We start from the raw sequence: 21178 nt of genomic DNA, 5'->3' as shown, positions 1-21178 counted from the left end.
GGTGACTGGAACCCCATGTCAGGCCGATCGACTCTGGTGTTCCACAAAAAGGAGGTGAACCGTGAAGAAGACGATGACTCCCGCGAACAAACCGATCCCCAAAAGCAGGAACAGGGCCTGTTCCGTCGCGAACCCGACGTAGATGTGAATCGCGCTCGTGATCGTTGCGAGAGCGACGACGAGAGCGCGGGCGGGCGTCCACTCGATCGAACGCCGAATCGACGGTAAGGTATCGCTCGTGCTTCCACTCATTCGACGAAATCGTACGGTGAGACAGCCCGTGAACAACCCCGACCACAAGGGTCGGGCTTCTCGCCCTGCACCGCCTATAGAACACCATGGTAATCGAATCGTGGTCTGTCGTGAGAAACGACGTCGTGTGGCTCTGCCGGTACACCCCCGAGTGCGACCATCTCGAGCGAGAGCCGGCGGCAGTGAGCCCGACAGCGGATGCGATCCTGCAGCGGTGAACGTTCCGACGACTCAGGCCAGCCGATCGGCAACGTCATAGATGGCGCAAACGATAACGGTCACTCCTCGAGCAACCAGCCGAATCGCTTCTCCCAGAAGGCTTCGTTCGGTGGCTTTTTGCTGCGCCCGCGGGTCTTCCTGTCGCGTATCTGGCGCTCCAGAATTTCGCGCGCCTCGTTGAGAGCGTGACTCGCCCCGTAGCCCTCGCTGGAGGCGATGTACAGCCCACGGTCAGTGTGTAGACGGATTCGAACGAGCACCAGCGATCTTCCACGACGGGTCTCGTCGTGTTCGTGAAAGTGGATCTTCGCGTTCAGGACCGACATCTCCTGGTCTCTTTCGTCGAACTTCTCGACCATCGCCACGATGTCGTCGTAGGTCGCGTCGTCTATCAGTTCGGCACCGTAGATCTGGACGGCGCGATTGCCACCAGCCTCCCAGGTGAGCGCGTCGAGAACGTCCGTCTTCGTGAGGATACCGTGTGGCGATCCGTCCGTCGTGACTAGCAGCGACGAGGCGTCGATCTCGGCCATCTCGTCGATAGCCACGTCGAGCGTTTCCTCTGGCCGAATCTGGCGCACCGGCGACGTCATCACGTCCCGAACCGGGAGGGAGAGCGTTCGTGCACGCTCGCCTTCCCGGGCACCGAAGCCGCCGCGTCGAGCGCGAGCGGTGCTGCTGGAAATCTCTCCCCCGTACGGATCCATTCCGTCCGAATCACCGCCCTGGCTCCGGACCTCCGCCCTGACCGTGAGATCGGTCACGTCGTAGAGACTCAGAATCCCGACTACCGAGTCGCCCTCGACGACTGGAAGATGCGTGATCCGGCGATCTCGGAACGCATGAAGCGCGTCGCCGAGGGTCGATTCTGGATCGAGAGAGACGAGGTCGGGAGTGTACGCCTCGCTGACAGTCGCCGCATCGAGGAACGGTGTGACCGCCTCGAGAACGCCGTCGACCGTGACGACGCCGATCAGTTCGCGCCCCTCGAACACGGGAAGGAGCTGCGAGTCGCTGTCGATCATCAGCTGTGCCACTTTCCGCACGTCTTCGTCGGACGTGAGCCGAGGGACGTGCTGAGCGAGTGAACCGAGTTTCTCGTTGGGCTTGTGGTGTGAGGTTGCGAGTTGTCGCCTGGTGACGACGCCCTCGAATTCGTCGCCATACACCACGACGCCTCGTACGGCCGAATCCTCGAAGGTTCCGACGAGCTTCGAAACGGTCGTATCCGGACTGAACGCCACGTACTCTCTGGTAATGATGTCTGTGATATCCATGGTGAACGCACTGGTGGGCTGTCCCCACAGGACTGTGTCACTGGTTGGCGACCAGTGAGTACGTTAGCCACGCATAATCAAGTACTCGGTGGTCAACCACGCTTCACCCGATCCGTATCAGGTCGGATCTCGAGGACGAACGCAAACGATCGGGTGCTAAAAGTGATAGCCGTACCGTTCGGTGAGCTGGTACGCCGCCGTCCCCCAGATGTAGTTCTGTCCCGGCCACCAGGTCCGGGCGTTGTTGAACCCCGCGATGAGAACCCCCTCTTCCGGAGCCTGTGGATCGGGGTGGTAACTCACGGAGCCGCTGTCGCCGTCGGTGAAATTCTCTACGTTTCCCCACCTGAGCTGGCCCCGACGGAGAAAGTCGTCGGAAAGCGACGTTACCGCGTCGATGCCCTGTATAGCGCCGGTCGTATGACCGGTTATCGACCCCATCTTCTCGAGCGGTTCGTCGCGGGCGACGAGGTCTGCGAGTCCGAAACGGGTAAACTGGCCGCGAACGCGTACCGGTGACGGCGTTTCGATGACGCTGATCGGTTGCATCCCAGGGACCGGGGCTATGACGGCGGCGTCCTCGAGTGGGTACGCGGTCTGAACGCGGCCAAGGCGGTGTAGAGTTTCGTCTCGCGTCGGCAGGCGAAGTCGCCTACCGACCACGTCGGGCGGTTCGAACACGTGGTGTGCGGTCACGAAGAACGGCTGCTCGGTGCGTGGATGATAGATCGCCGGCCCGAGCGTCGCGTACGACCGGTCGGATTCGCAGTTCACGCCGCCGGGAATCTGTCCGCTACCGACGTCGGCTACCATGTACGATTCGTCCTGGGAGCTGCTGCTTCCGTCGAGGCTGATGTCGTCGATAGCGTCGAAGTCGACGGTGACGTTTGCGGCGTCGAACCCGTCTGTAGCGAGATCGCTGACGGTACTGATCCACCGGTCGACGTCGTCGACGTTTGCCGAAACCTCGATGGTCAGCTCCGCGGTGCCATCCCCGTAGCGCCCGGGGGCCACTGCACTGCCGAAGTAACCAGCGTAGCCGGATCGTGCGAGCAGTTCGTTCAGTTCGAACGCTTTCGTGACCGCGGCATACCAGGCTGCAGGGACGGATTTCGTTCGTCGTTCGACCACCTGTGGATTTCCCGGATCGGGCCTGACGAGCGCGGTAACCACCGGTACCGACCCGTCTTCGACCCGGAGAAAGTCGTCTACTCCGAGCAGTTGGGCCATCCACCCTGCGTACCCCGCGCTCACGACGGTTCGAATGAAATCCCGGCGACTGCTCTCCGCGTTGACTCTGTCCCGAATCGTTGCGAGTCGCTGTGTCAGCCCCGCGTCTGGCTCGGTGTTCATGTCTCTCGAGTCGGCAGGCGATGCCTACCGGCCGTTTGTAGAGAGCCCCCCGTGACGCGTTACCCACGGTCGAGAGACGGCCCGCTCGCCCTTCGTTGTTTGACGGGCCCTACTGGTTCGAAGTGGGGGAGTTCAACTCCGGCGTCAGACTGGAGGGCTCTCCGCCGCCTCGTTAGACACGTGCTGACATAGATAATTTGCACGTACACTGAGAGAGGGGCAGTATATCACCGATTACGTCGATCGAAACACCGACGCGAGCCGACGGGGCGTGGCGGGGCGGGCGGCCGAATACCGGCACAACGATCGAATACCAGCGGGGTCGAAGCGTGACGGACCCGGTTTCAGGTTTGTCACCGCGTGTATCGTCTCACCGCCCCGGAGGAGTCGCAGGCCGTCGCGAACCCCGGCGCGATCGGTGAGTTCCTCGAATTTCTCGCCTGTCCCGCCGGCGGAACCCGTGTCGTCACCGTTTGGTCGGGAAAGCGCAGACGCGTGGCGGTGGAGTCGGTTCGGGGCGATGGAACCGATTATAGCCCGTTCGCGCGTGAGCGACGGGCGTAGCGATCATTCAATCTGTATCTACGCCTTATTAACACGTTCAGGATAACAAATTTAACGGCTCGAGTCCACCTTTCAAATATGGAGACACAACCGCACAGCGGAGGCACGGCGTCGGGCGGGACGCTAAAAATCGGACTCAACGGGTTCGGCCGGATCGGCCGAAGCATCCTTCGCGCATCGTTGTCCCGCGACGACGTCGAAATCGTCGCTATCAACGACGTGATGGACGACGACGACATGGAGTATCTGCTCCGGTACGATTCGGTTCACGGCAGATTCGATGACGTTTCCCGCGACGGCGACACCCTCGCCGTCGCCGGTCGAGAGATTCAGTTGCTCACCGAGCGCGAGCCGTCGGCGCTGCCGTGGGACGACCTCGAGGTCGACGTGGCGTTCGAGGCGACCGGCCTGTTTCGTACGTACGACGAGGCGGCCCAGCACCTCGAGGCCGGTGCCGACACGGTTCTCATCTCGGCTCCGCCGAAAGGCGAGACGCCGATCCCGATGTTCGTCTACGGCGTCAACCACGAGGAGTACGACGACGAGGACGTCATCTCGAACGCCTCCTGTACCACGAACTCCGTCGCACCGGTCGTGAAGGTACTCGACGAGGCGTTCGGCATCGACTCCGGCCTGCTCACGACCGTCCACTCCTACACCAGCAGCCAGAGCCTGGTCGACGGACCGCTTGCCAAGCGTCGCCGCGGTCGTGCGGCGGCCGAGAACATCGTGCCGACCACAACCGGGGCCGGCGTCGCGACGACGAAAGTTCTCCCCGAACTCGAGGGAAAGATCCACGGGATGGCAATTCGCGTTCCGGTTTCGAACGGGTCGCTCACCGACCTCACCGTCGGCCTCGCTGGCGACGTCACGAGAGACGAAGTAATCGCCGCCGTCCGTGATGCCGCCGACGGCGAACTCGCCGGGGTTCTCGGTTACACCGACGAGGAAATCGTCTCGCGAGACATCGTCGGGCTACCGCTTGCCTCGTACGTCGACCTCGAGTCCACGATGGTCATCGAGGGCGGCCTCGTGAAGGTTCTGACCTGGTACGACAACGAGTACGGCTTCTCGAACCAGATGCTGAACCTCGCCTCGTATATCGCCGCCGAAACGGGGATCACCGATACAGAGGAAACGATCGCACACTGACACCGTTCGCCCCACCAGTCCGGGCGACAGCAAGGCGTCTGCGAATCCAGACCCATGACCGGGTTCCGAACTATCGACGATCTCGACGCCGGGCAGCGGCTACTGGTACGAATCGACGTCAACGCCCCCATCGAGGACGGTGCGGTACAGGACGGGCGGCGGTTCGCCCGGCACACCGAAACCATCCGGGAACTGCTCGAGGCCGACCACGCGATCGCCCTCCTCGCCCATCAGGGGCGGCCGGGGCGAGAGACGCTCGTTCCGCTCGAGGACCACGCGGAGATTCTCGCCGGCCACCTCGACCGGGAGGTGGCGTTCGTCGCCGATACCTTCGGCGAGAACGCGCTGTCGGCGATCGCCGGACTCTCGTCGGGCGACGTACTGCTGCTCGAGAACGTCCGGATGTGTGAGGGCGAACTTCCCGAGGAAGCCCCCGAGATCAAAGCCGAAACGGCGTTCGTCCGAACCCTCACCCCCGAGTTCGACGCCTACGTCGACGACGCCTACTCGACGGCTCACCGGTCTCACGCCTCGATCGTCGGCTTTCCCGTCGTGATGGACGCCTACGCGGGTCGCGTCATGGAGCAAGAGTACGCGGCGAACACCGCCGTCCGCGCGCGATCGTTCGACGGCCCCGTCACGATGGTTCTCGGCGGCACGAAAGCCGAGGACACGATTCCGGTCATCGAGCGGCTGGGTGACGTCGTCGACCGGTTCTGTCTCGGAGGCATCGTGGGCGAACTCTTCCTGCGGGCCGACGGCCACGACGTCGGCTACGACGTCGAGGGAACCGCGCTGTTCGATCACCAGTGGGACGCCCACCGAGACACCATCGAGCGCGTGCTCGAGGCGGAAGGCGATCGGCTCACCCTCCCGACCGACCTCGCGTACGAAGCCGACGACGATCGCGTGGAGACGGCCGTCGAGGGCGTCACGAAGGAGACGTCCTACCTCGATATCGGCTCGGAGACGGCCGAGCGGTACGCCGAACTCGTCTCCGGCTCCGCGGCCGTCTTCGTCAAGGGCGCACTCGGCGTCTTCGAGGACGACCGGTTCGCCACCGGCACCCTCGAGGTCCTTTCTGCGATCGCCGCCACCGACTGTTTCTCCGTCGTCGGCGGCGGCGACACCGGCCGCGCGATCGAACTGTACGGCCTCGAGGAGGGCGATTTCTCCCGAGTTTCGCTCGCGGGCGGGGCGTACGTCCGGGCGCTGACCGGCGACCCCCTCGTCGGGATCGAGGTTCTCGAGCGCCGACGCTGACGCCGTCGTTGCCAAAGTAGGAGACACAGCACGGGCATCGATTTAACTCCGTGCGGAGAGACCAAACGGGTATGAAACTCCTCGTGGCCGTCGACGGCTCAGACGAGGCCGAAACCGCCCTCGAGTACGCCGCCAGAATCGCCGACGCCACCGATGGTTCGCTGACGGTCGTCCACGCGGTCGATCCCGCCGTCTACGAGGAAGGCGGACTCGAGCCGATTACGACGCTCGCGGACGCCGACCGACGGCTGTTCCTCGAGAGCATCGAAGACGCAGAACAACGGGGACAGATCGTTATCGATTCGGCTGTCGAACTCGGCAAGGGCGCTGGCGTAGCCGTCGAAGGGGAACTCCTCTACGGAGATCCGGTCGAGACCATCCCCGATTACGCCGAAGCCGAGGGGTTCGACGGGATCTACGCCGGCCACCGCGGCCGTTCGGAGCGCCTCGAGCGATTGCTCGGGAGCGTCGCGAAAGGGATCGTCGAGCGGTCGTCCGTCCCGGTGACCGTCGTCCGGTGACGGCACACACCATGGTTTCGACACGGCGTTTTACGTCGGATCAGCCGAGGAGATTCTGTAGCGTCAGAACCACGAAGATCGCGATTACCGCTTCGGAAATGATCCACGAATTGTCGTCCATCCAGTCGCGGATTTTCGGGAGTGCGGCTTCCGCTCGAGCTCCGAGTACGAACACGCTAAGCGATGGAAGCATCAAAATAAAGAGCGTGAGCAGGAGAAATCCGGCCGCATCGGTGACCGGATCACTGTTGGCCGCGAGATAGGTTCCGACGCTGATCGAGGTGACGATATCGGTCGGGAAGAATCCTAGCAGGAGGAACCCAAGCCGAAACGAGAATCGCGGCGTCGCAGTGGTCAACTTCCCCATCCACTTCGGAGGTTCGGATACGTTCCGCTTTCGGTAGGTGGTTATCGCCGCATAGAGAAGCAACACGAGGACTGCGGTGTAGAGGAGTTGCTGTCCGGTCGCCCCCAGCAGCCCGCCACCACCACCACCGATTCTGTTCCCGAGAAGATGGGCGATGACGACGACGAGGCTGATCGAGAGAGACGCACCGACGACGTAGGCAATCGAATTCGCCCGCCACTGCTCGCTCGTGGCGAGAAAGATCGGAGAGAGTATCTGTGGGCCTGCGATCATCACGAGCGCCAGGGGGAGAACCTCCACGAAACTCATGGTTCGTACTCGTTTCGATCCGGTCTGCTACGCTGACTCGAACACCCACGGCCCCAACTGTCGATGACGGCATACATTGTCGGGTTCTCTACTGAGTAGAGTAGCCCGTCGAGGTAGTTAGTATGGTCTGAATTACAAGACGTGTTCGAAACGCATACCAGTCCGTGCGACTGTCTCTCCGAATCCCCTGAAACGCAGTTTATCACCGTCCGCGGCGTACTATCTCACGACCATGAAAATGAACTGGACAGCAGTGCTAACTGGATTCGTCGTCACCCTCGCGTTAGGGTTCATCAGCGGCCTCATCTACGTGGGGTCGGAGGCATCGGCCGTGTTCCTGTACTGGGGCGGAATCGGGCTCCTCGGTGGTCTCACCGCCGGCTACCTCGCTGGCGGCGCGATGAGTTCCGGCGCAGCCCACGGCGGTGTCGCCACCGTCCTCGGATCGCTGGTCATACTGGTCATCGCGACGGTCACGACCCTGCTCTTCGGGGGCCTCGTCGCGTCGTTCGGCGTGCTCGTCTTCGGACTGCTCGTCCTGGCGTTCTACGCCATCCCCGGGGCCGTGGGCGGTGCGATCGGATCATGGGCGAAACACCGCCGGGCCGCTCCCGAACCAACCGGCACCCGAGCCTGAAATCACCAGTACGATCCTGATTTTTGTTGAGTCTTCTGAGTATCATCGGTACACGAGTGTCATCGTTGTCATGAGTCTGTTTTAACACTCCTCGAGGTGGAATCATCTCGTCATCTCGGAGATCGGCGTTGTCAGAGAGACACGGAAAAGAGAGCACGTTCAGTAACTCCCTGTCAGGTATCACGGAAGCATGAATACAGAAGCCAGGCGGTCGAAACGATTCCTGCTTATAGTCGGGATTCTCGTTGGAGTGCTCTCCGCGCTGATCGTCTTGCCGTTTCTCACCTGGATTCTTATCGCCGTGATCCTCGCATACGCGCTTACCCCCCTCAACAACAGACTCTCACGGCCCCTCGGCTCGGGACTGGCCGCCGGACTGTCGATACTTATCGGGCTCCTGCTGATCGTCTTTCCGATCGTCGTCATCCTCGGTGTTGCCGCGAATCAGGCCCAACAGCTCGTCGCGGAGTTCGAACCCGGCGACGTCTCCCAACTCGACAACGTGATCGCAGACCGGTTCGGTGTCCAGGTCGATATCGCAGCCTTCCATGACGCGTTCAGCGGCGCAGTCAAGACCGGCGCGCGGGGCCTCGCCGGCAATCTCTTCAGTATCATCGGTGGTCTGCCCGAACTCTTTATCGGGTTTACCGTGCTCTTTTTTGTCCTATTTTACCTGCTGAAAGACGGTGATCGAGCCGTCGAATGGGTTCGGACAGTTCTTCCGGTCGAACCCGACGTTCGAGAGGAGTTGTTCGAGGGGACCAGTCTATTACTCCACAACTCGCTGGTCGGTACTGTCGCCGTCGCCGGGGCACAGGCGATCCTGCTCGGCCTTGCCTTCCTCGTTCTCGGCCTCGGGAACGTCGTCTTCTGGATCGTAACGACGTTCGTCGCCGCGATGATTCCGCTCGTCGGTGCGTCGATCGTCTGGGCTCCGGTCGGAATCTACCTGTTGATAGTCGGTCAGCCCGTTCCCGCGATCTTGTTGTTGGCTTTCGGTGCTGTCGTTATCAGTACCGTCGATAACATCCTCCGCCCGCTGGTGATGCGCCGGGGAACACAGCTCAGCCCGGTCGTTACGATCATCGGCATCTTCGGTGGAATCGCTCTCTTCGGGTTCGTCGGCCTCTTCGTCGGCCCGATCGTCCTCGGGATGATGAAACTCATCATCGACGTATTCGTGCGCGAGTATCCGACTCGAGCACCGACCGAAGAGGCCGATAGTAGTCGTTGAGCCATACTCCGTAATCACACGCTGGATCGTCGATGGACCCGCCGATGGTACTCAGCGGCGCATCGACAGCAAACATCCAAACGCACGTACAGAAACAACGAAAATGGATCGTATGAGTTCGCTTACGCGGTGTCCTCCGCCACGCCCGGCATCGCGTCCTCCGTAAGGATGACATCGAACGGCTGATTGGCCGGCGCCTCCTCGGGGGCGAGGTAGCCGACGGCGAACGCGGAGTAGACGGTTCCGGCGGCGACGGACGCCTCAACCTCGAAGACCGCTTCAGTTCGATCGCCGGCCGGGAAGATCTGAAGCGTGTACGTTCCTTCTGGAACGTCGACGTAGCCGGATTCACCGAAGGCAACGTTTTCGAACAGGGCGTCCCCGGTCTCGCCGACGACGACATCCACGGCGGGCGCGTCGGGGGAGGCGTGGACGGCCCGCACTCGAGCCGTTCCCGCCGGCGTCGGACTGTTGTCGTCCTCGAGCACCAGCGGCTGGAGCGGCTGATTTTCGGCGGCCACCTCGCCGATCACCGCGAGGGTGAAGTCACCCGCCGCGAGGTCGATCGTCTCGTCGATCACCGCCTCGGCCGGATCGCCGCCCGCGGGGACGATCTGAACGGTGTACGAGCCCGGTTCCAACTCGAGGTAGTCGCTGACGGCCGTGTACGGAACGTCCTCGAGGACCGGATCACCGTTTACGTACACGTCTACGTTCGGCGCGTCCGGGGAGAGGTGTGCGGCTCGGACGCGGGCCACGGCCGGGCGTTCGTCCGGCTTGGCGTTCTCGTCGGTCGGCTTGGCGTCCTTGTCGCATGGCCTCTCGTCTTTCTTCTCATCTTCCTTCTCGTCTTCCGACGCAGCGCCGGCGCCCGAAAGCCCACCGACGAGGACGAGGCCGCCACCGATTTTGACAACTCGCCGCCTGGATACGCTACCGTTTCTAGTCATTGCAGAATCACATTCGCCGATCGATCCAATATTGGTAACACAGACATGTGCAAGCACTGCCACGTTGTCACACATCTGCTCGCGACCCCGCTCGAAACGGACTGAACCCACCGCTCACGGGCCGGGTGCCGGTTGCATTCGATCGGTGTAGTCCCAGCTGAAAACCTGTGTCGGCTCGATGCGGATTCGAACCTCCTCACGGTCATCGCTGAGCAGCCACGACGCCAGCGGCGAGTCGGTCCCGTCGAGATACCGCTCGAGGAGTGCCCGCAGGGCGACCTTTTCGTCATCCGTCTCGAGCGAGGCGGTCCCGGTCCCTCTCACGCCACGGTAGGGAATCTCGTTCGTCGAGACGTCGAAGGCGACCCCCGGATCTGCCCGGAGAAAACGGACAACGTGGGCGTCTGCTCCGGATGCACACTCGAGGAAGCCGTCGTGGTAGCGATACCACAACGCGACCAGCCAGAGCGAGCCGTCCGGTCGGCGGGTTGCGAGTCTGATCGGGATCGTTGCGTCCTGCAGGAACGTTTCTACCGCATCGCGGTCCCAGGCGCCGTTGAACTCGGTCATAGCGTTCTGTAGGCGAGCGAGCGAGAAAGTTCTACACCCTCCGTATGTGAGGGTCGAATCGACTGTCTCGTCAGCCCTCGAGCGACAGGAAGCGCCTCCTCACGCTCGAACGTGGTATCGAACGGGGCCGAAAGTGAGCGCCTCCGTTCACGGCTTCACGCGGCCGCCTCGGGACTCGCCGCGTGATCGACAATTTCGGTCGGGTGGAGCCGAAGTTCGGCGGGTCGCCCGTCCCCGGCGACGAAGAGTTCGAACAGGAAGCTCCGGTCGTTCCGAAGGCGGTCGTCGACCGCGTAATCGTCGACGAAGTCACCCGAATCGCACAGTCCCGTCGGACACCTCGACCCCGTGGAAAACGTGCGCGCTGGGGCCGTACACGACGTCGACGAGGCGACCGAGCATCACGTCGCCTGGCAGTCCGATCCGGAGCGCCATCGGCAGGGCGTTCGGTTCGAACGCCCAAAACGGCGGGTCCCGTCTCACGGACCGTCTCCCACCAAAACACGTTGTTACCAGCGGTGTGAACGGACGCCCGTCGACGAAACGCGCCGAACCCGAGAGGTGGATCGATCACGACAGCCGCTCTCGGATCGGAGCGGTTCGACCGATCGGAGTAATACCGTGTATCGCCCCCGGGCCATCGAGTATACGATTCATTGTCCGTAGCGTTACACCGATATGAGCGTAACAGCATAATCCATTGTTGCAACTGGTTGCTCGAGCCAATCAGTAGTTGAAGCCGCGAAATGGCGTGTTCGGCTTCCAGCCAGCGGGGGCGATGGAGACCGCCACGAGCCGAAACCGCAGTCGAGGACGAGACAACCGAGGAAGGGGCGATCCTGAACACGACCCGCAAACGAATTTGACGACTCGCGTCGTACCGGGAGGCGAACGGTGACCGAACCCATTCGTCAGCAGGAGGTTTCACCCATGACAGCAATCGCCAGACTCGAGATACTCCCGATACGAGAGGAACGGATGTCCGACCAGATCGCCGCCCTCGAGGGGTTCGACGTCTCCTACCTAAAACAGCGAGAGAGTCCCGCCGTTTACGGCGGGCGTGAATCGCGTCACTCGGCTACGCAAACCACCGATTACTCCCTATCTGGAGTCTCCAGGTCATCTGCGGCGTGGATCAACATCCCGCGCCACGTCAGACCGTGTTTGTTTTTCACGCGTTTGATGCGCTCGTACTGTTCGTCGTCGGGAACTTCGATGTTAACGTGGTTCGACACAAGGTCTACGACATTCCGTAGGTTTATGTTAGTTGCGCTCGTACACAGAAGTAGCGATGAAGCGCACCAACGAGTTCGAAGTAGTTCCCCAGTCCAACGAGGACGAGGAGTTACTTCGCCGACTGTTGGACGCTTCAGCCGCTCTCTGGAACGAGATCAATTACCAGCGCCGAACCAACTTCGACGACCCGGACGGAGACGTGTGGGAGATCGACGAATACCGCGGTCGGTACAGCGGTACGCTCGGCGCGTCGACCGTTCAACAGATCGAACGCAAGAACCGCGAAGCGTGGAACTCGTTCTTCGCCAAGCGAGAGAAGGGCGAACCCACCGGCAAGCCTGGTTTCTGGGGCAACCAAGACGAGGGCCGCGAACTGCGGACGTACATCCGCAACACGTCGTACTCGGTCGAGTGGGGCGAATACTCTCGTCTCGAAATCCTCGTCGGGAGCGACCTGAAAGAGGAATACGGTCTCGGACGGCGGGAGCGCCTTCGGCTCGAAGTTCGGGGCGATCCGAACTGGAACGAGTACGACAAGCAGGGTCGGTTGGAACTGTATTACGACGGACGTTCGGGTCAATTCAGGGCCTTTCAGCCAGTCACTATCGACAATTCTCGACTGGCACACCCACTGGCGGACGAATCCGCCGCTCTGGATATCGGCGCGAACAATATCGTCGCCTGTACGGTTTCGACCGGCGAGCAGTACCTGTACGAAGGGCGCGGCCTGTTCGAACGGTTCCGCGAGACCACGCAACGGATTGCGGAACTCCAGTCGAAGCTTCGGGATGGCCGATACAGTTCGAAGCAAATCGACTCACTGTACCGACGACGGACTCGACGACGCGACCACGCACAGGACGCGCTCTGTCGGGACTTGATCAAACGACTGTACGGCGAGGGTGTTTCGACAGTGTACGTCGGCGACTTAACCGATGTCCTCGAGACACACTGGTCAGTTCGGACGAACGCCAAGCTGCACAACTTCTGGGCGTTCCGACGGTTCGTCGGACGGCTCGCCGATACCGCCGAGGAGTTCGGCATCACCGTCGAAGCCCGCACGGAAGCGTGGACCTCACAAACGTGTCCAAACTGCGGTTCGACCAAGGGCACGACCCGTCACCAAGACACGCTGACGTGTACCTGTGGCTTCGAGGGTCACGCGGATCTCGTCGCAAGCGAGACGTTCCTGAGACGGCACGAAACGGTAGCACGGCCGATGGCACGGCCCGTGTGCCTCAAGTGGGACAGCCACAACTGGCTGGAGTCATCACGCTCTCCCCGTCCCAACGAGGAGCATACGAACCCGCAAGTTGCCTCCGTGGACTCGGCGTAGCCGAGACTCCCAGCGCGAGGAAACCCCGGCGTTCACGCCGGGGAGGAAGTCATGAACTCACACCGATGGACACGGTGATCGAAGCCGACGATGTAGACGAGATTTTCGCGGCCGCGGCGGCCGCACACGACGCGATCGGCGAAGACCGTATCATCACCTCGCTTGAGATCGACCACCAGCCAAACCGAGAGCAGCACTCGACGGATCGAGTCGCGGCGGTCGAGCACGAACTCGGCCGATCTCCGCACGGGTAGCGGTCGAGAATCACCCGCTTACTTCCGGGAGAACCGGAGTTCTTTCGCGGGGTCTTCCGCGACGACCCACCAGTGGACGTCCTCTTTCGGGTGACGTCGCTCAACGTGCTCGCGAAGTCGTTCGCCGGTACCAAAGTCGTCCCCACAGAGGTTACATCGATGATGATGGTGTTTCGGCGACATAACGTGTTCACGACGCCCATCCCAATGAATTCGAGGGGCTAACCGATGCGCCCCGTCAGAGTCCGGTGTACGAGCGCGCTTGAGACGGATTGCTAACCGCTCGAAGTGAAGGAATCGCGGGTGATCGACGACGAGTTCCGACAGAATCGCGAACGGAATCGCGATCAGAACGACGACCCCGATCACCTCGAGGGTGACGTCGGCGTCGGTCGCGATAACGACGGCGAGAACGTCCTCCGTGACGCCGAACACCACGCCGATGACGAAGAACTCGAGCAGACGCGTCAGCCGTTGGACGTGCATATTTGGCCCTCCACCTCACAGAGAGGAGAAACTTCCACATCGGCCGAGGCAGTTCGTTGCTATCCACGGGTCCGCGTCGCGGTGCCCGGCGAAATCGCAGCGACCTATATGCTGCTGGCGGCCCACAGACCCCGTATGGCAGCGCGAATCCTGGTCGCACTCGACGAATCACCGCAGGCGACCGCGGCACTACGGCATGCACTGTCGACCTACACCGACGCGGATATTCACGTCATCCACGTCAACGACCCGCGGGAGTGGTCCGGTGCGGACGGAATGGAGGGTTACTACTCCGACGAGATGTACAAACAGTCACAGCAGTCGGCCGAACGTCTCCTCGAGGAGGCAGAAACGATCGCTGCAGAGTACGACCGGAACGTGACGACGACGGCGGTCGCCGGGAGAGCCTCGTCGGCCATCGTCTCGTACGCCGAACGGAACGATATCGATCACGTCGTCCTCGGCAGCCACAGCCGTCGCGGACTCTCGCGGTTCCTGTTGGGTAGCGTTGCCGAACGCGTCGCTCGCCGCTCTCCGGGATCCGTGACGATCATCCGGGAGCAGAGTCCGGAGGAAGAAACGTGAGGCGGTGAGAGGGGCGCTTCCGAGGGGTCACCACTCCCGGTCCTGGATCGCCGCCTCGGTGTCTCTCGTGACGGCCTCGAGTCCGTCGCTGATCCACACCTCGTACGGTTCCGGATCGCGAACCAGCCGGTGGGGCTCCGGGAGCCGCTCGAGTTCGCGCTCGGTTCGCTCGCGGATCGACTCGAGGTCGGGGCGGTCGGAGACGAGCGAGCCGTTCTCGAACACCGTCTCGAGTTTCGGTTCCCCTTCCGAGATCGACTCGTCACGCTGTGCAAGGACGTCGTAGGCGTACGAGCCGTCGCGTTCGACGCGATAGAGCGACGCCCACAGAGATATACGTTGAGCGGGCGGCGGAGGCGACAACTCCGGGTGGCGAATGAGCAGAGAACCTGGAAATATCGTCGTTCGCCCCGGCGACGTTTTCCTCCCGTCCCCCGTTAGAGTGGGTATGGGTACGGAGTCCGTCCGGGTCGGCGTGTTGAGCTTCCACGACAGCACGGAGTCGAAGGCGATCCTCAACGCCGTCGAGGAGTTCGGACACGAGCCCGTGTGGATCCGCGAACGCAACGCGTTGCTGCGGTTCAGATCGGGGGAGTTCGTCCTCGAGCCCGACGTGAACGTCGTGATCAACCGACTGCTGTTGTCGACGGCGAAACAGCCGATCGAAGCGATCGGTGTCGCGAAATCGATCGCTCACTTCCGGCCGATACTCAACGATCCGGACGCCGCCGCCCTCGCCTCCCACAAGATCGCGTCCGCGGCAGCGCTGGTCCGAGCGGGCGTTCCGATACCCGAAACGGCGCTCGCCCTCGGCACCGCGACGCTCGATCGCATCCGCCCGGCGTTCGGCGAGGAGTTCGTCTACAAGACGACCGTCGGAACGCACGGCGGCGGAGCCTGGAAGGTCCGCCAGGACGATCTGATAACCGGAACCGTCGGAACGCGCCGGGCGTTTCTGCAGGACTTCGTTGGAACCGACCGCGAGCGACCGCGCGATCTTCGTGTCTACGTCGTTGGCGGGACGGTCGTGGCGGCGATGTACCGCTACGCCGCCGGCGAGGACTGGCGGACGAACGTCGCCCGCGGGGGTGCCGTCGAGGACGCGACCGACTCACTCCCCGATTCCGTCGCAGAAATCGCCAGGAACGCGACGGCTGCGGTGAGCCTCGACTGTGCCGGCGTGGATCTCATCGAAGGCGAGGACGGCTGGGTCGTCCTCGAGGTCAATCCGACAGCCGGGTTCAAGGGTCTGTTTCGGGCGACGGGGCGGAGTCCGGCACCCGTCATCGCGCGACTCGCACTCGAGCGTGCCGGTGAATCCGTTCCCGACGACATCGTCGAGGCGTTGACGCACACTCTCGACGACTCGGTTCCGTCGTGCGTGCCGGCGCAGGTGGCGCCGGTCGATCGGGACGCGCCGGTCATCGGACTCACCGAACGCGTCGTCGTGAGCGGGACGACGGATACGAAAACGGTGGTCGGTCGAGCCGATCCGGCGACGGCACGGACCCGTATCGACCTCCAGCTTGCCGCAGCGATCGGGGCCGGCCCGATTCGGGTCGGCGATGGCGGGGCCGAAGCGGGCGGCCCGCGCCAGCCGGTGGTGGACGTCGTCGTCGGCATCGCCGGCACCGAAGTAACCGTCGACGCGACGGTCGAAGATCGCGTGGACGCGACCTACCCGCTACTGCTCGGCCGCGACGTACTCGCCGACTTCCGAATCGACGTCGCGACCAGACACGATTCCCACCTCGAAACGTGTCTCGATGAGTGATCTTTCTGGCCGGCATTCCGGTACGTCCCACGATGCTACTGGCACACAGAATAATAAAATATCGAGCTGTTCTTTACACAGATATGATTGTATTTTTTTCACAATACAACTATCTCACTGCCGGATGATCATGTCGAAAGTCAGATACCCCAGTCAAAGCCCGCCAGCGACCACTGAATCCCCCATGTGCTGAAAATTTTCGGTTCGAGGCGTGACGGCAACTGACTCGAGTACGTCACGCGTTTCAGGGCAGCCCCGACGGCTATCAGCCGGCCCCGTGCCTGAGTAGCGTTCGAACCGAAACGGGTCGTTCATCTCGTCCATCGGCCATGATTATATATATATATTGAATGGGTGAGGAACACCCATTAAACATTCAAAATTTTCATGTCATGTCCACAGGCGAGGACCTTCACCGTATCGGTGCTCGGTGTCCAGCCGTTGTCGGCCGCCTCGAGAGATCCGTCCGCCTTCACCACGACCCAGAACGGTACGATGAGTGCCTCGATCGATTCGCATCCAATCTGCCTCGAGGGCTGGCTGTTATCGCCGGCGAAGCCGAGAAGTGACGCTTTCCGCGCCGTCTCTAACAATATGAAGGTGCAAATAGTTCAGCCGAGTCCTCGTATGAGAAGACGGCCACGAACGACCATGGGAGATTTCGAGAACGATCCAGGTACCTGGGCCGTCGGAAGCTTCGTCGGAATTTCGATCGGTGCGGCGATCCTGGCTGGCGCGTCGGTGGCCCTCTGGTACTTCGGCGCGGTCGTGCTCGGACTGGCCGCGGTCGCGGCCCTGGTCGTCAGACACACCGAGTCGACGGCTTCCAGAGAGCCGCCTGGGAGGTCCCGCGGACTTTAGTGACGGGGCCAGCGTCCCGGTCGTAAGCGGTCGCTGAAAGCGTGACGAACGGTAGAGAGCTCGGTTCTACAGGTGGAGCAGGCCGAGTGCCTCGGGGCTTGACCCCGAGGCGGTTCACAGTGCACGTTTCAGTGGATCACGATTGAGACGGTCGAGAGAAGCCGTCTATCAGCAGCGACCCGGCGGGTGACAGTCGTCCTCTTCGTCGTCATCCTCTTCGTCCCCGTCGTGTTCGTAGGCCGACCAGAGGTCGAACGCCGCGTTGAAACTCGAGGTTTCGACGGCTCCGAGGTCGGTGTTCTCGAACCGGAGGTCGGTGCCGAGTTCGCTTGCCAGTTCGTTGAGCGTCTCGACGCCCGCTTCGGGCACCTCGGTGTTCGCTTTGAGGATGACGGCGCCGCCGTCGTCGATGTACGAACGGATCGCATCGACCGCCGACTGAGAGTAACAGAAGCCGGTGTCCGGCGGCGTCACGACGAGTGCGTGACGTCCGGCGTCGACGTCGAGCCACTCCTCGTCGAGCGCGTTAACGGCCTGGAACCACATCGAATCGAGCCCTTCGACGAAGCGGTGGAACCGCTCTTTCCCCTCGAAGCTGAAGTCGTAGGAGGCGGCGAACTGGCCGCGCCCGCCGTCGATGAGCAACATGTCGTCGTCGACACCGTCGGCGGCGACCTCCTTGGCCAGGTTCGCGGTGAAGACGAAGTTCTCGTCGCCGTCGCCCTCCCAGTTGTCGGCGTTCATCAGTCCGCCCACGAGCGCGACGCGACTGTCCCCGTCGATGGCGACGATCGGGTCGTCGCCCGCCCAGACCGCGGTTTCGTCGTCAGTGGCGGCGATGCTCCGTGCGCCCCGAAAGCGCAGGGTTTCGACGTCGCGATTCCACACCGCGCCCGTCGCCTCGGCGTCGGCTTCCTCCCAGACCTCGAGCCCCTGCTCGTAGGCGTTCCAGTAGGCCTCGACGTACTCTGGGTGGTCAGTGAACGCGGAGTTGTACGGTTTGGCGTAGCCGTCGGCGATCACGTCGTAGTTGTACACCTGTCCCGCCCGCTCGTGATCGTCGGGATAGCCGTGATAGGCGAGCAGGCGGCCGTAGTTCCCCCGCGGCGGGTGTTCCGCGGGGTCGACCCAGAACGAGATGACGTCACCTTCTTCGAACTTGTCTTCGGCGTACTCGGTCGCTGCCGCCCCCTTCTCGTCGAGGTAGCTCTCGTCTTCGATGCCGCGCCACTCGTCGGAATCGTTACCGACGCTCCTGGTTTCCGGCGTGTCCTGTCCGAGATGACGAATCGTGTCCTCTTCGCCCGCGCGCACGCCGCGATGTTCGATGTCGAACGTGTCGCCGTCGACGATCTCGATGATCTCGGCGCTGTACTCGACGCCGGGGTTGAATCCCGCCCCGTCGCGGTAGGCGAACCATTCGGGGTACGTTTCGGCATCGTAGTTGTGCGTGATCGGCCAGTCGTCCCAGTCGAACCCGGGTTCGTCCGTGACCTCGTCTTCAGCGAAGCGGTAGGCGAGATCGAGTTCCTCCGCGAGGTGGTTGAGATCGTCCGTATCCCAGCTGTCGGCCTCGTTGAAGAGAAACACCGGGTTGCCGTCCGCGGCGAAGGCTTCGATGGCGGCGATCTGGTCGTCGCCGTGTTCGTCGTCGGGGACGGGGATCAACAGCGCGTCTGCCTCGTCGAGATCGGCGGTGAGGTCGGTACTCGCCGCGATGGAGTGACCCTCGGACTCGAGCCATGCGGAGAACTTCGTGTAGTCGCCTTCAAGCGTATAGTTCGGGTCGACTTCGTCGAGCACGACATGGGCGCCGCTCCCTGCGTACTCTTCGATGATACTGAGAAGGACGGCGTCCTGACCGTAGTCCAGGGCGAACTCCCCCTCGTCGTCGTCGACGAGCAGCGAACCGCTACCGAATACGTGGCCGTCTCTGGCCCACAGCGGAACGGGTTCGTCGCTGTACTCGCTGGCATCGGCGCCGTCTTCGCTGTGTACGAAGACGACATCGTCGTCCGTGAGTCGACCGTAATTCTCGTCGAGGAGACTCGAGGTTTCGTTGAACACGAGCGGACCGATGCGGTCCGTCTCACACGGTCCAGCGGAGTCGGACGCCCCCACTGGGATGCTCGCGGACGTTCCAACCGTGACAGCACTGAGCGCGGCCGAGGTCGCCGCCAGAAACTCGCGGCGATCCAGATGCCATGCCATAGCACCTCAACAGGATCAGGTAACCGTCAAAAGAGTTGTGGTTGGCGATTGTGCTAACAAATATCCATTTGCGATATTGGGTGAGGGAACCACACCGGCAAACACCGTGTGAAACAGTGGCCCCACCTGTCAAGAATCACAAAGCATATACCAGAAATCACCAATAGCGTGTCGTGGTCGACAAAGACTTTCCACCCCGCCCGGACTGTGATGAGGCCGGCATCAACCAGGACGAGATCGAGTGGCTTCGTGCCGTTATCGACGCGCGACGAACTCGAGTCGAACGAGCGAGTGGGAGTCCGAGAGCGGAACGCCGGCAAGAGTGAGTCGACGTTTCAGTCATCCTCCGTACCGATAGAGCCGTCTCTCCAGGCAGGGTCCACGACTACGAGCCGGGCGATCGACTCACGGAGCGTCGTCGCTGCCGTCCGCACTCGAAATAGGATCGACGCGAAAGAGATAGCCCGGATAAGCGTCCTCGAGATTGGTCGGCCGTTCCTCGGCGGTGTGGGCCCGACACAGGGCAGCTTTCGCGACGACGGCTCCCTTTCCCGTTTCTTCCAGATACCGTTCACGGACGACGAACGACGCTGGTTTCGTACAGCCGCGGCGGTGGCACTCCTGGGATCCGCCCGAATCGGCGTCCCTCTCACCGGATGAGGTGGTCATATCAATGTCGGCTCGCTGTGACGTGTCGTCGGGTGGGTCGTCCGGTCCCGACGCGCGATCGTTGTCGTAGCCGTCCGTTCCACCGGTGTGTTCGTTGCCATCCATGCTCATACGGTGGTACACGATCACAGATAGAATAAAGGGCGGCTGAGGTGCTACCGATATGCGCCCCCACCGAATACGCTTCACCCCTGACTATCCCACCCATTCATAGTGTGTCGGGCGGTACCTATACACATGCATTCGACCCTCGAGGACGTCGCGTTTCTCGCGAACTCCGCGAACCGGGTAGCGGTGCTCGAGGCGCTGTCCGAGGGGCCACAGCAGCGTTCGGAGTTACAGGAGCGCGTCGGCGTATCCCGAGTGACGCTCGCGCGTATCGTCGCCGACCTCGAGGCGCGCGAGTGGATCCAACAATCAGGACAGACCTGCGGAATCACCCCCCTTGGCGCGTGGGTTACCGACGAGTTCACGGCGTTTCTCGACACGATGGCGGACGAACGCCGGCTTCGCGAGATCCTTCCGTGGGTACCTATCGAACAGCTTCCGTTCGACGTTCGCTGTCTGCGTGATGCGACGATCATCGAACCCACGCAGAACAACATTTCGGCGCACGTCGAACACGTCGCCGCTCGGCTTCGGACGGCGACGCACGTTCGGGTGCTTTCCTCGCAGGCGGCCCCGCCGTTCATCGAAGCGACCAGGCACGCAGTCGAGAGACACGCCCAGCAGTTCGAAGCCGTCTTGGCGCTCGAGTTGATGCGGTACATGCTGGACGAGCCGTCGCTCAGACCGCAGTTCAGCGAACTCCTCGACGCGCCGCTCGTGACCGTCCACACGTACGATGGCGAGATTCCGTTCTCCGTGTTCGTCGCCGACGGGACCACCGGCATCCTGCTGACTGACCACCAGGACGTCACTCGAGCGCTCGTCCTCACCGACGACGACATCGTCTACGACTGGGCGGTCCGAACGTTTCAGCGGTATCGCGTCCGGGCGGAACCGGCGGATCCGCAACTGTTCACGGTGTGAACACCGAACACACCGTGACCGCGAGATAACCGGCGGTCACGCTATGATCACCGTTCGCAGCGAGAT

At 62.4% G+C, this 21178-nt stretch carries 22 protein-coding genes and 1 pseudogene; 11 read left to right on the top strand and 12 right to left on the bottom strand.

All coding sequences use genetic code 11. The features are described from left to right. Nucleotides 1-18: 18 nt before the first annotated feature. From AC6I6S_RS18515 to AC6I6S_RS18505, 3 genes are all read right to left on the bottom strand, one after another. Nucleotides 19-252, bottom strand: a complete 234-nt coding sequence (locus tag AC6I6S_RS18515) for a hypothetical protein (RefSeq protein WP_497952232.1) — start codon at nucleotides 250-252, stop codon at nucleotides 19-21. A gap of 278 nt (nucleotides 253-530) precedes the next feature. After that, nucleotides 531-1748 (bottom strand): CBS domain-containing protein, encoded by a 1218-nt coding sequence (locus tag AC6I6S_RS18510; RefSeq protein ID WP_497952230.1) that lies wholly within the window; start codon nucleotides 1746-1748, stop codon nucleotides 531-533. Between the two features lie 156 nt (nucleotides 1749-1904). Beyond that, nucleotides 1905-3101, bottom strand: coding sequence for a hypothetical protein (locus tag AC6I6S_RS18505; protein WP_497952228.1), 1197 nt, complete (start codon nucleotides 3099-3101; stop codon nucleotides 1905-1907). A 642-nt stretch (nucleotides 3102-3743) separates the two neighbouring features. Between AC6I6S_RS18505 and gap the strand changes: the two genes are divergently transcribed. The 3 genes from gap (at nucleotide 3744) to AC6I6S_RS18490 (ending at nucleotide 6601) form a co-directional block, all read left to right on the top strand. Further along, nucleotides 3744-4817: a type I glyceraldehyde-3-phosphate dehydrogenase gene (gene gap / locus AC6I6S_RS18500; RefSeq protein ID WP_497952226.1), complete on the top strand. Its 1074-nt coding sequence runs from the start codon at nucleotides 3744-3746 to the stop codon at nucleotides 4815-4817. A gap of 54 nt (nucleotides 4818-4871) precedes the next feature. Further along, nucleotides 4872-6080, top strand: a complete 1209-nt coding sequence (locus AC6I6S_RS18495; RefSeq protein WP_497952224.1) for a phosphoglycerate kinase — start codon at nucleotides 4872-4874, stop codon at nucleotides 6078-6080. Between the two features lie 71 nt (nucleotides 6081-6151). Beyond that, nucleotides 6152-6601: a universal stress protein gene (locus AC6I6S_RS18490; RefSeq protein ID WP_497952222.1), complete on the top strand. Its 450-nt coding sequence runs from the start codon at nucleotides 6152-6154 to the stop codon at nucleotides 6599-6601. A 40-nt stretch (nucleotides 6602-6641) separates the two neighbouring features. On the opposite strand, the gene AC6I6S_RS18485 is transcribed toward AC6I6S_RS18490, so the two are convergent. Then, a complete protein-coding gene (locus AC6I6S_RS18485) occupies nucleotides 6642-7277 on the bottom strand; it encodes a GAP family protein (protein ID WP_497952220.1) in 636 nt (211 codons plus the stop codon). Between the two features lie 232 nt (nucleotides 7278-7509). Here AC6I6S_RS18485 and AC6I6S_RS18480 point away from each other — a divergent pair, with 232 nt between their 5' ends. Next, nucleotides 7510-7914 carry a DUF5518 domain-containing protein gene (locus AC6I6S_RS18480; RefSeq protein WP_497952218.1) on the top strand — a complete coding sequence of 135 codons (405 nt, stop codon included), beginning with the start codon at nucleotides 7510-7512 and terminating at the stop codon, nucleotides 7912-7914. Nucleotides 7915-8104: 190 nt separating this feature from the next. Beyond that, nucleotides 8105-9148 (top strand): AI-2E family transporter, encoded by a 1044-nt coding sequence (locus AC6I6S_RS18475; protein WP_497952216.1) that lies wholly within the window; start codon nucleotides 8105-8107, stop codon nucleotides 9146-9148. A gap of 122 nt (nucleotides 9149-9270) precedes the next feature. Here AC6I6S_RS18475 and AC6I6S_RS18470 read toward each other — a convergent pair whose 3' ends face one another. From AC6I6S_RS18470 to AC6I6S_RS18455, 4 genes and pseudogenes are all read right to left on the bottom strand, one after another. Beyond that, complete coding sequence (locus tag AC6I6S_RS18470) at nucleotides 9271-10098, bottom strand: DUF4397 domain-containing protein (RefSeq protein WP_497952214.1); 828 nt, start codon at nucleotides 10096-10098, stop codon at nucleotides 9271-9273. A gap of 114 nt (nucleotides 10099-10212) precedes the next feature. Beyond that, on the bottom strand, nucleotides 10213-10668 hold the full coding sequence (locus tag AC6I6S_RS18465) for a pyridoxamine 5'-phosphate oxidase family protein (protein ID WP_497952212.1): 456 nt from the start codon (nucleotides 10666-10668) through the stop codon (nucleotides 10213-10215). Then, nucleotides 10665-11055, bottom strand: a pseudogene (locus tag AC6I6S_RS18460) (hypothetical protein); the annotation flags it as partial. The pseudogene AC6I6S_RS18460 and the gene AC6I6S_RS18465, both read right to left, overlap by 4 nt. Nucleotides 11056-11762: 707 nt before the next feature. After that, entirely contained in the window at nucleotides 11763-11903 is a 141-nt protein-coding gene (locus AC6I6S_RS18455; RefSeq protein WP_497952210.1) for a hypothetical protein, read from the bottom strand. A gap of 56 nt (nucleotides 11904-11959) precedes the next feature. On the opposite strand from AC6I6S_RS18455, the gene AC6I6S_RS18450 reads away from it, so the two are divergent. Then, on the top strand, nucleotides 11960-13240 hold the full coding sequence (locus AC6I6S_RS18450; RefSeq protein ID WP_497952208.1) for an RNA-guided endonuclease InsQ/TnpB family protein: 1281 nt from the start codon (nucleotides 11960-11962) through the stop codon (nucleotides 13238-13240). Next, the gene (locus AC6I6S_RS18445) at nucleotides 13138-13494 is read left to right on the top strand and encodes a thiamine-binding protein (RefSeq protein WP_497952206.1); all 357 of its coding nucleotides are present in this window, start codon (nucleotides 13138-13140) and stop codon (nucleotides 13492-13494) included. The genes AC6I6S_RS18450 and AC6I6S_RS18445 overlap by 103 nt, the downstream gene beginning before the upstream one ends. A gap of 18 nt (nucleotides 13495-13512) precedes the next feature. On the opposite strand, the gene AC6I6S_RS18440 is transcribed toward AC6I6S_RS18445, so the two are convergent. After that, nucleotides 13513-13980, bottom strand: a complete 468-nt coding sequence (locus tag AC6I6S_RS18440) for a hypothetical protein (RefSeq protein WP_497952204.1) — start codon at nucleotides 13978-13980, stop codon at nucleotides 13513-13515. Between the two features lie 135 nt (nucleotides 13981-14115). Between AC6I6S_RS18440 and AC6I6S_RS18435 the strand changes: the two genes are divergently transcribed. After that, nucleotides 14116-14565, top strand: coding sequence for a universal stress protein (locus AC6I6S_RS18435; protein ID WP_497952202.1), 450 nt, complete (start codon nucleotides 14116-14118; stop codon nucleotides 14563-14565). A gap of 27 nt (nucleotides 14566-14592) precedes the next feature. On the opposite strand, the gene AC6I6S_RS18430 is transcribed toward AC6I6S_RS18435, so the two are convergent. Beyond that, nucleotides 14593-14928 (bottom strand): hypothetical protein, encoded by a 336-nt coding sequence (locus AC6I6S_RS18430; protein ID WP_497952200.1) that lies wholly within the window; start codon nucleotides 14926-14928, stop codon nucleotides 14593-14595. A gap of 85 nt (nucleotides 14929-15013) precedes the next feature. Between AC6I6S_RS18430 and AC6I6S_RS18425 the strand changes: the two genes are divergently transcribed. Beyond that, nucleotides 15014-16339, top strand: coding sequence for a RimK family alpha-L-glutamate ligase (locus AC6I6S_RS18425; protein ID WP_497952198.1), 1326 nt, complete (start codon nucleotides 15014-15016; stop codon nucleotides 16337-16339). 651 nt (nucleotides 16340-16990) lie between these two features. After that, complete coding sequence (locus AC6I6S_RS18420; RefSeq protein ID WP_497952196.1) at nucleotides 16991-17200, top strand: hypothetical protein; 210 nt, start codon at nucleotides 16991-16993, stop codon at nucleotides 17198-17200. Nucleotides 17201-17368: 168 nt separating this feature from the next. Here the strand turns inward: AC6I6S_RS18420 and AC6I6S_RS18415 are convergent, their stop codons facing one another. After that, a complete protein-coding gene (locus tag AC6I6S_RS18415) occupies nucleotides 17369-19411 on the bottom strand; it encodes a thermonuclease family protein (protein WP_497952194.1) in 2043 nt (680 codons plus the stop codon). A gap of 405 nt (nucleotides 19412-19816) precedes the next feature. Next, entirely contained in the window at nucleotides 19817-20191 is a 375-nt protein-coding gene (locus AC6I6S_RS18410) for a hypothetical protein (protein WP_497952192.1), read from the bottom strand. Between the two features lie 126 nt (nucleotides 20192-20317). Between AC6I6S_RS18410 and AC6I6S_RS18405 the strand changes: the two genes are divergently transcribed. Continuing rightward, entirely contained in the window at nucleotides 20318-21112 is a 795-nt protein-coding gene (locus AC6I6S_RS18405; RefSeq protein WP_497952190.1) for a helix-turn-helix transcriptional regulator, read from the top strand. The last annotated feature ends 66 nt before the right edge of the window (nucleotides 21113-21178 follow it).

Source organism: Natrononativus sp. DTA114 (assembly GCF_059736515.1).
Note: the sequence above shows the minus strand (reverse complement) of the source record. Positions and strands in the feature narration are given on the sequence as shown.

What these genes read in the sequence shown, in the direction of transcription:
- AC6I6S_RS18515 (WP_497952232.1), bottom strand. Translation starts at nt 252, where the DNA reads ATGAGTGGAAGCACGAGCGATACCTTACCGTCGATTCGGCGTTCGATC.
- AC6I6S_RS18510 (WP_497952230.1), bottom strand. Translation starts at nt 1,748, where the DNA reads ATGGATATCACAGACATCATTACCAGAGAGTACGTGGCGTTCAGTCCG.
- AC6I6S_RS18505 (WP_497952228.1), bottom strand. Translation starts at nt 3,101, where the DNA reads ATGAACACCGAGCCAGACGCGGGGCTGACACAGCGACTCGCAACGATT.
- gap (WP_497952226.1), top strand. Translation starts at nt 3,744, where the DNA reads ATGGAGACACAACCGCACAGCGGAGGCACGGCGTCGGGCGGGACGCTA.
- AC6I6S_RS18495 (WP_497952224.1), top strand. Translation starts at nt 4,872, where the DNA reads ATGACCGGGTTCCGAACTATCGACGATCTCGACGCCGGGCAGCGGCTA.
- AC6I6S_RS18490 (WP_497952222.1), top strand. Translation starts at nt 6,152, where the DNA reads ATGAAACTCCTCGTGGCCGTCGACGGCTCAGACGAGGCCGAAACCGCC.
- AC6I6S_RS18485 (WP_497952220.1), bottom strand. Translation starts at nt 7,277, where the DNA reads ATGAGTTTCGTGGAGGTTCTCCCCCTGGCGCTCGTGATGATCGCAGGC.
- AC6I6S_RS18480 (WP_497952218.1), top strand. Translation starts at nt 7,510, where the DNA reads ATGAAAATGAACTGGACAGCAGTGCTAACTGGATTCGTCGTCACCCTC.
- AC6I6S_RS18475 (WP_497952216.1), top strand. Translation starts at nt 8,105, where the DNA reads ATGAATACAGAAGCCAGGCGGTCGAAACGATTCCTGCTTATAGTCGGG.
- AC6I6S_RS18470 (WP_497952214.1), bottom strand. Translation starts at nt 10,098, where the DNA reads ATGACTAGAAACGGTAGCGTATCCAGGCGGCGAGTTGTCAAAATCGGT.
- AC6I6S_RS18465 (WP_497952212.1), bottom strand. Translation starts at nt 10,668, where the DNA reads ATGACCGAGTTCAACGGCGCCTGGGACCGCGATGCGGTAGAAACGTTC.
- AC6I6S_RS18450 (WP_497952208.1), top strand. Translation starts at nt 11,960, where the DNA reads ATGAAGCGCACCAACGAGTTCGAAGTAGTTCCCCAGTCCAACGAGGAC.
- AC6I6S_RS18440 (WP_497952204.1), bottom strand. Translation starts at nt 13,980, where the DNA reads ATGCACGTCCAACGGCTGACGCGTCTGCTCGAGTTCTTCGTCATCGGC.
- AC6I6S_RS18435 (WP_497952202.1), top strand. Translation starts at nt 14,116, where the DNA reads ATGGCAGCGCGAATCCTGGTCGCACTCGACGAATCACCGCAGGCGACC.
- AC6I6S_RS18425 (WP_497952198.1), top strand. Translation starts at nt 15,014, where the DNA reads ATGGGTACGGAGTCCGTCCGGGTCGGCGTGTTGAGCTTCCACGACAGC.
- AC6I6S_RS18420 (WP_497952196.1), top strand. Translation starts at nt 16,991, where the DNA reads ATGGGAGATTTCGAGAACGATCCAGGTACCTGGGCCGTCGGAAGCTTC.
- AC6I6S_RS18415 (WP_497952194.1), bottom strand. Translation starts at nt 19,411, where the DNA reads ATGGCATGGCATCTGGATCGCCGCGAGTTTCTGGCGGCGACCTCGGCC.
- AC6I6S_RS18410 (WP_497952192.1), bottom strand. Translation starts at nt 20,191, where the DNA reads ATGAGCATGGATGGCAACGAACACACCGGTGGAACGGACGGCTACGAC.
- AC6I6S_RS18405 (WP_497952190.1), top strand. Translation starts at nt 20,318, where the DNA reads ATGCATTCGACCCTCGAGGACGTCGCGTTTCTCGCGAACTCCGCGAAC.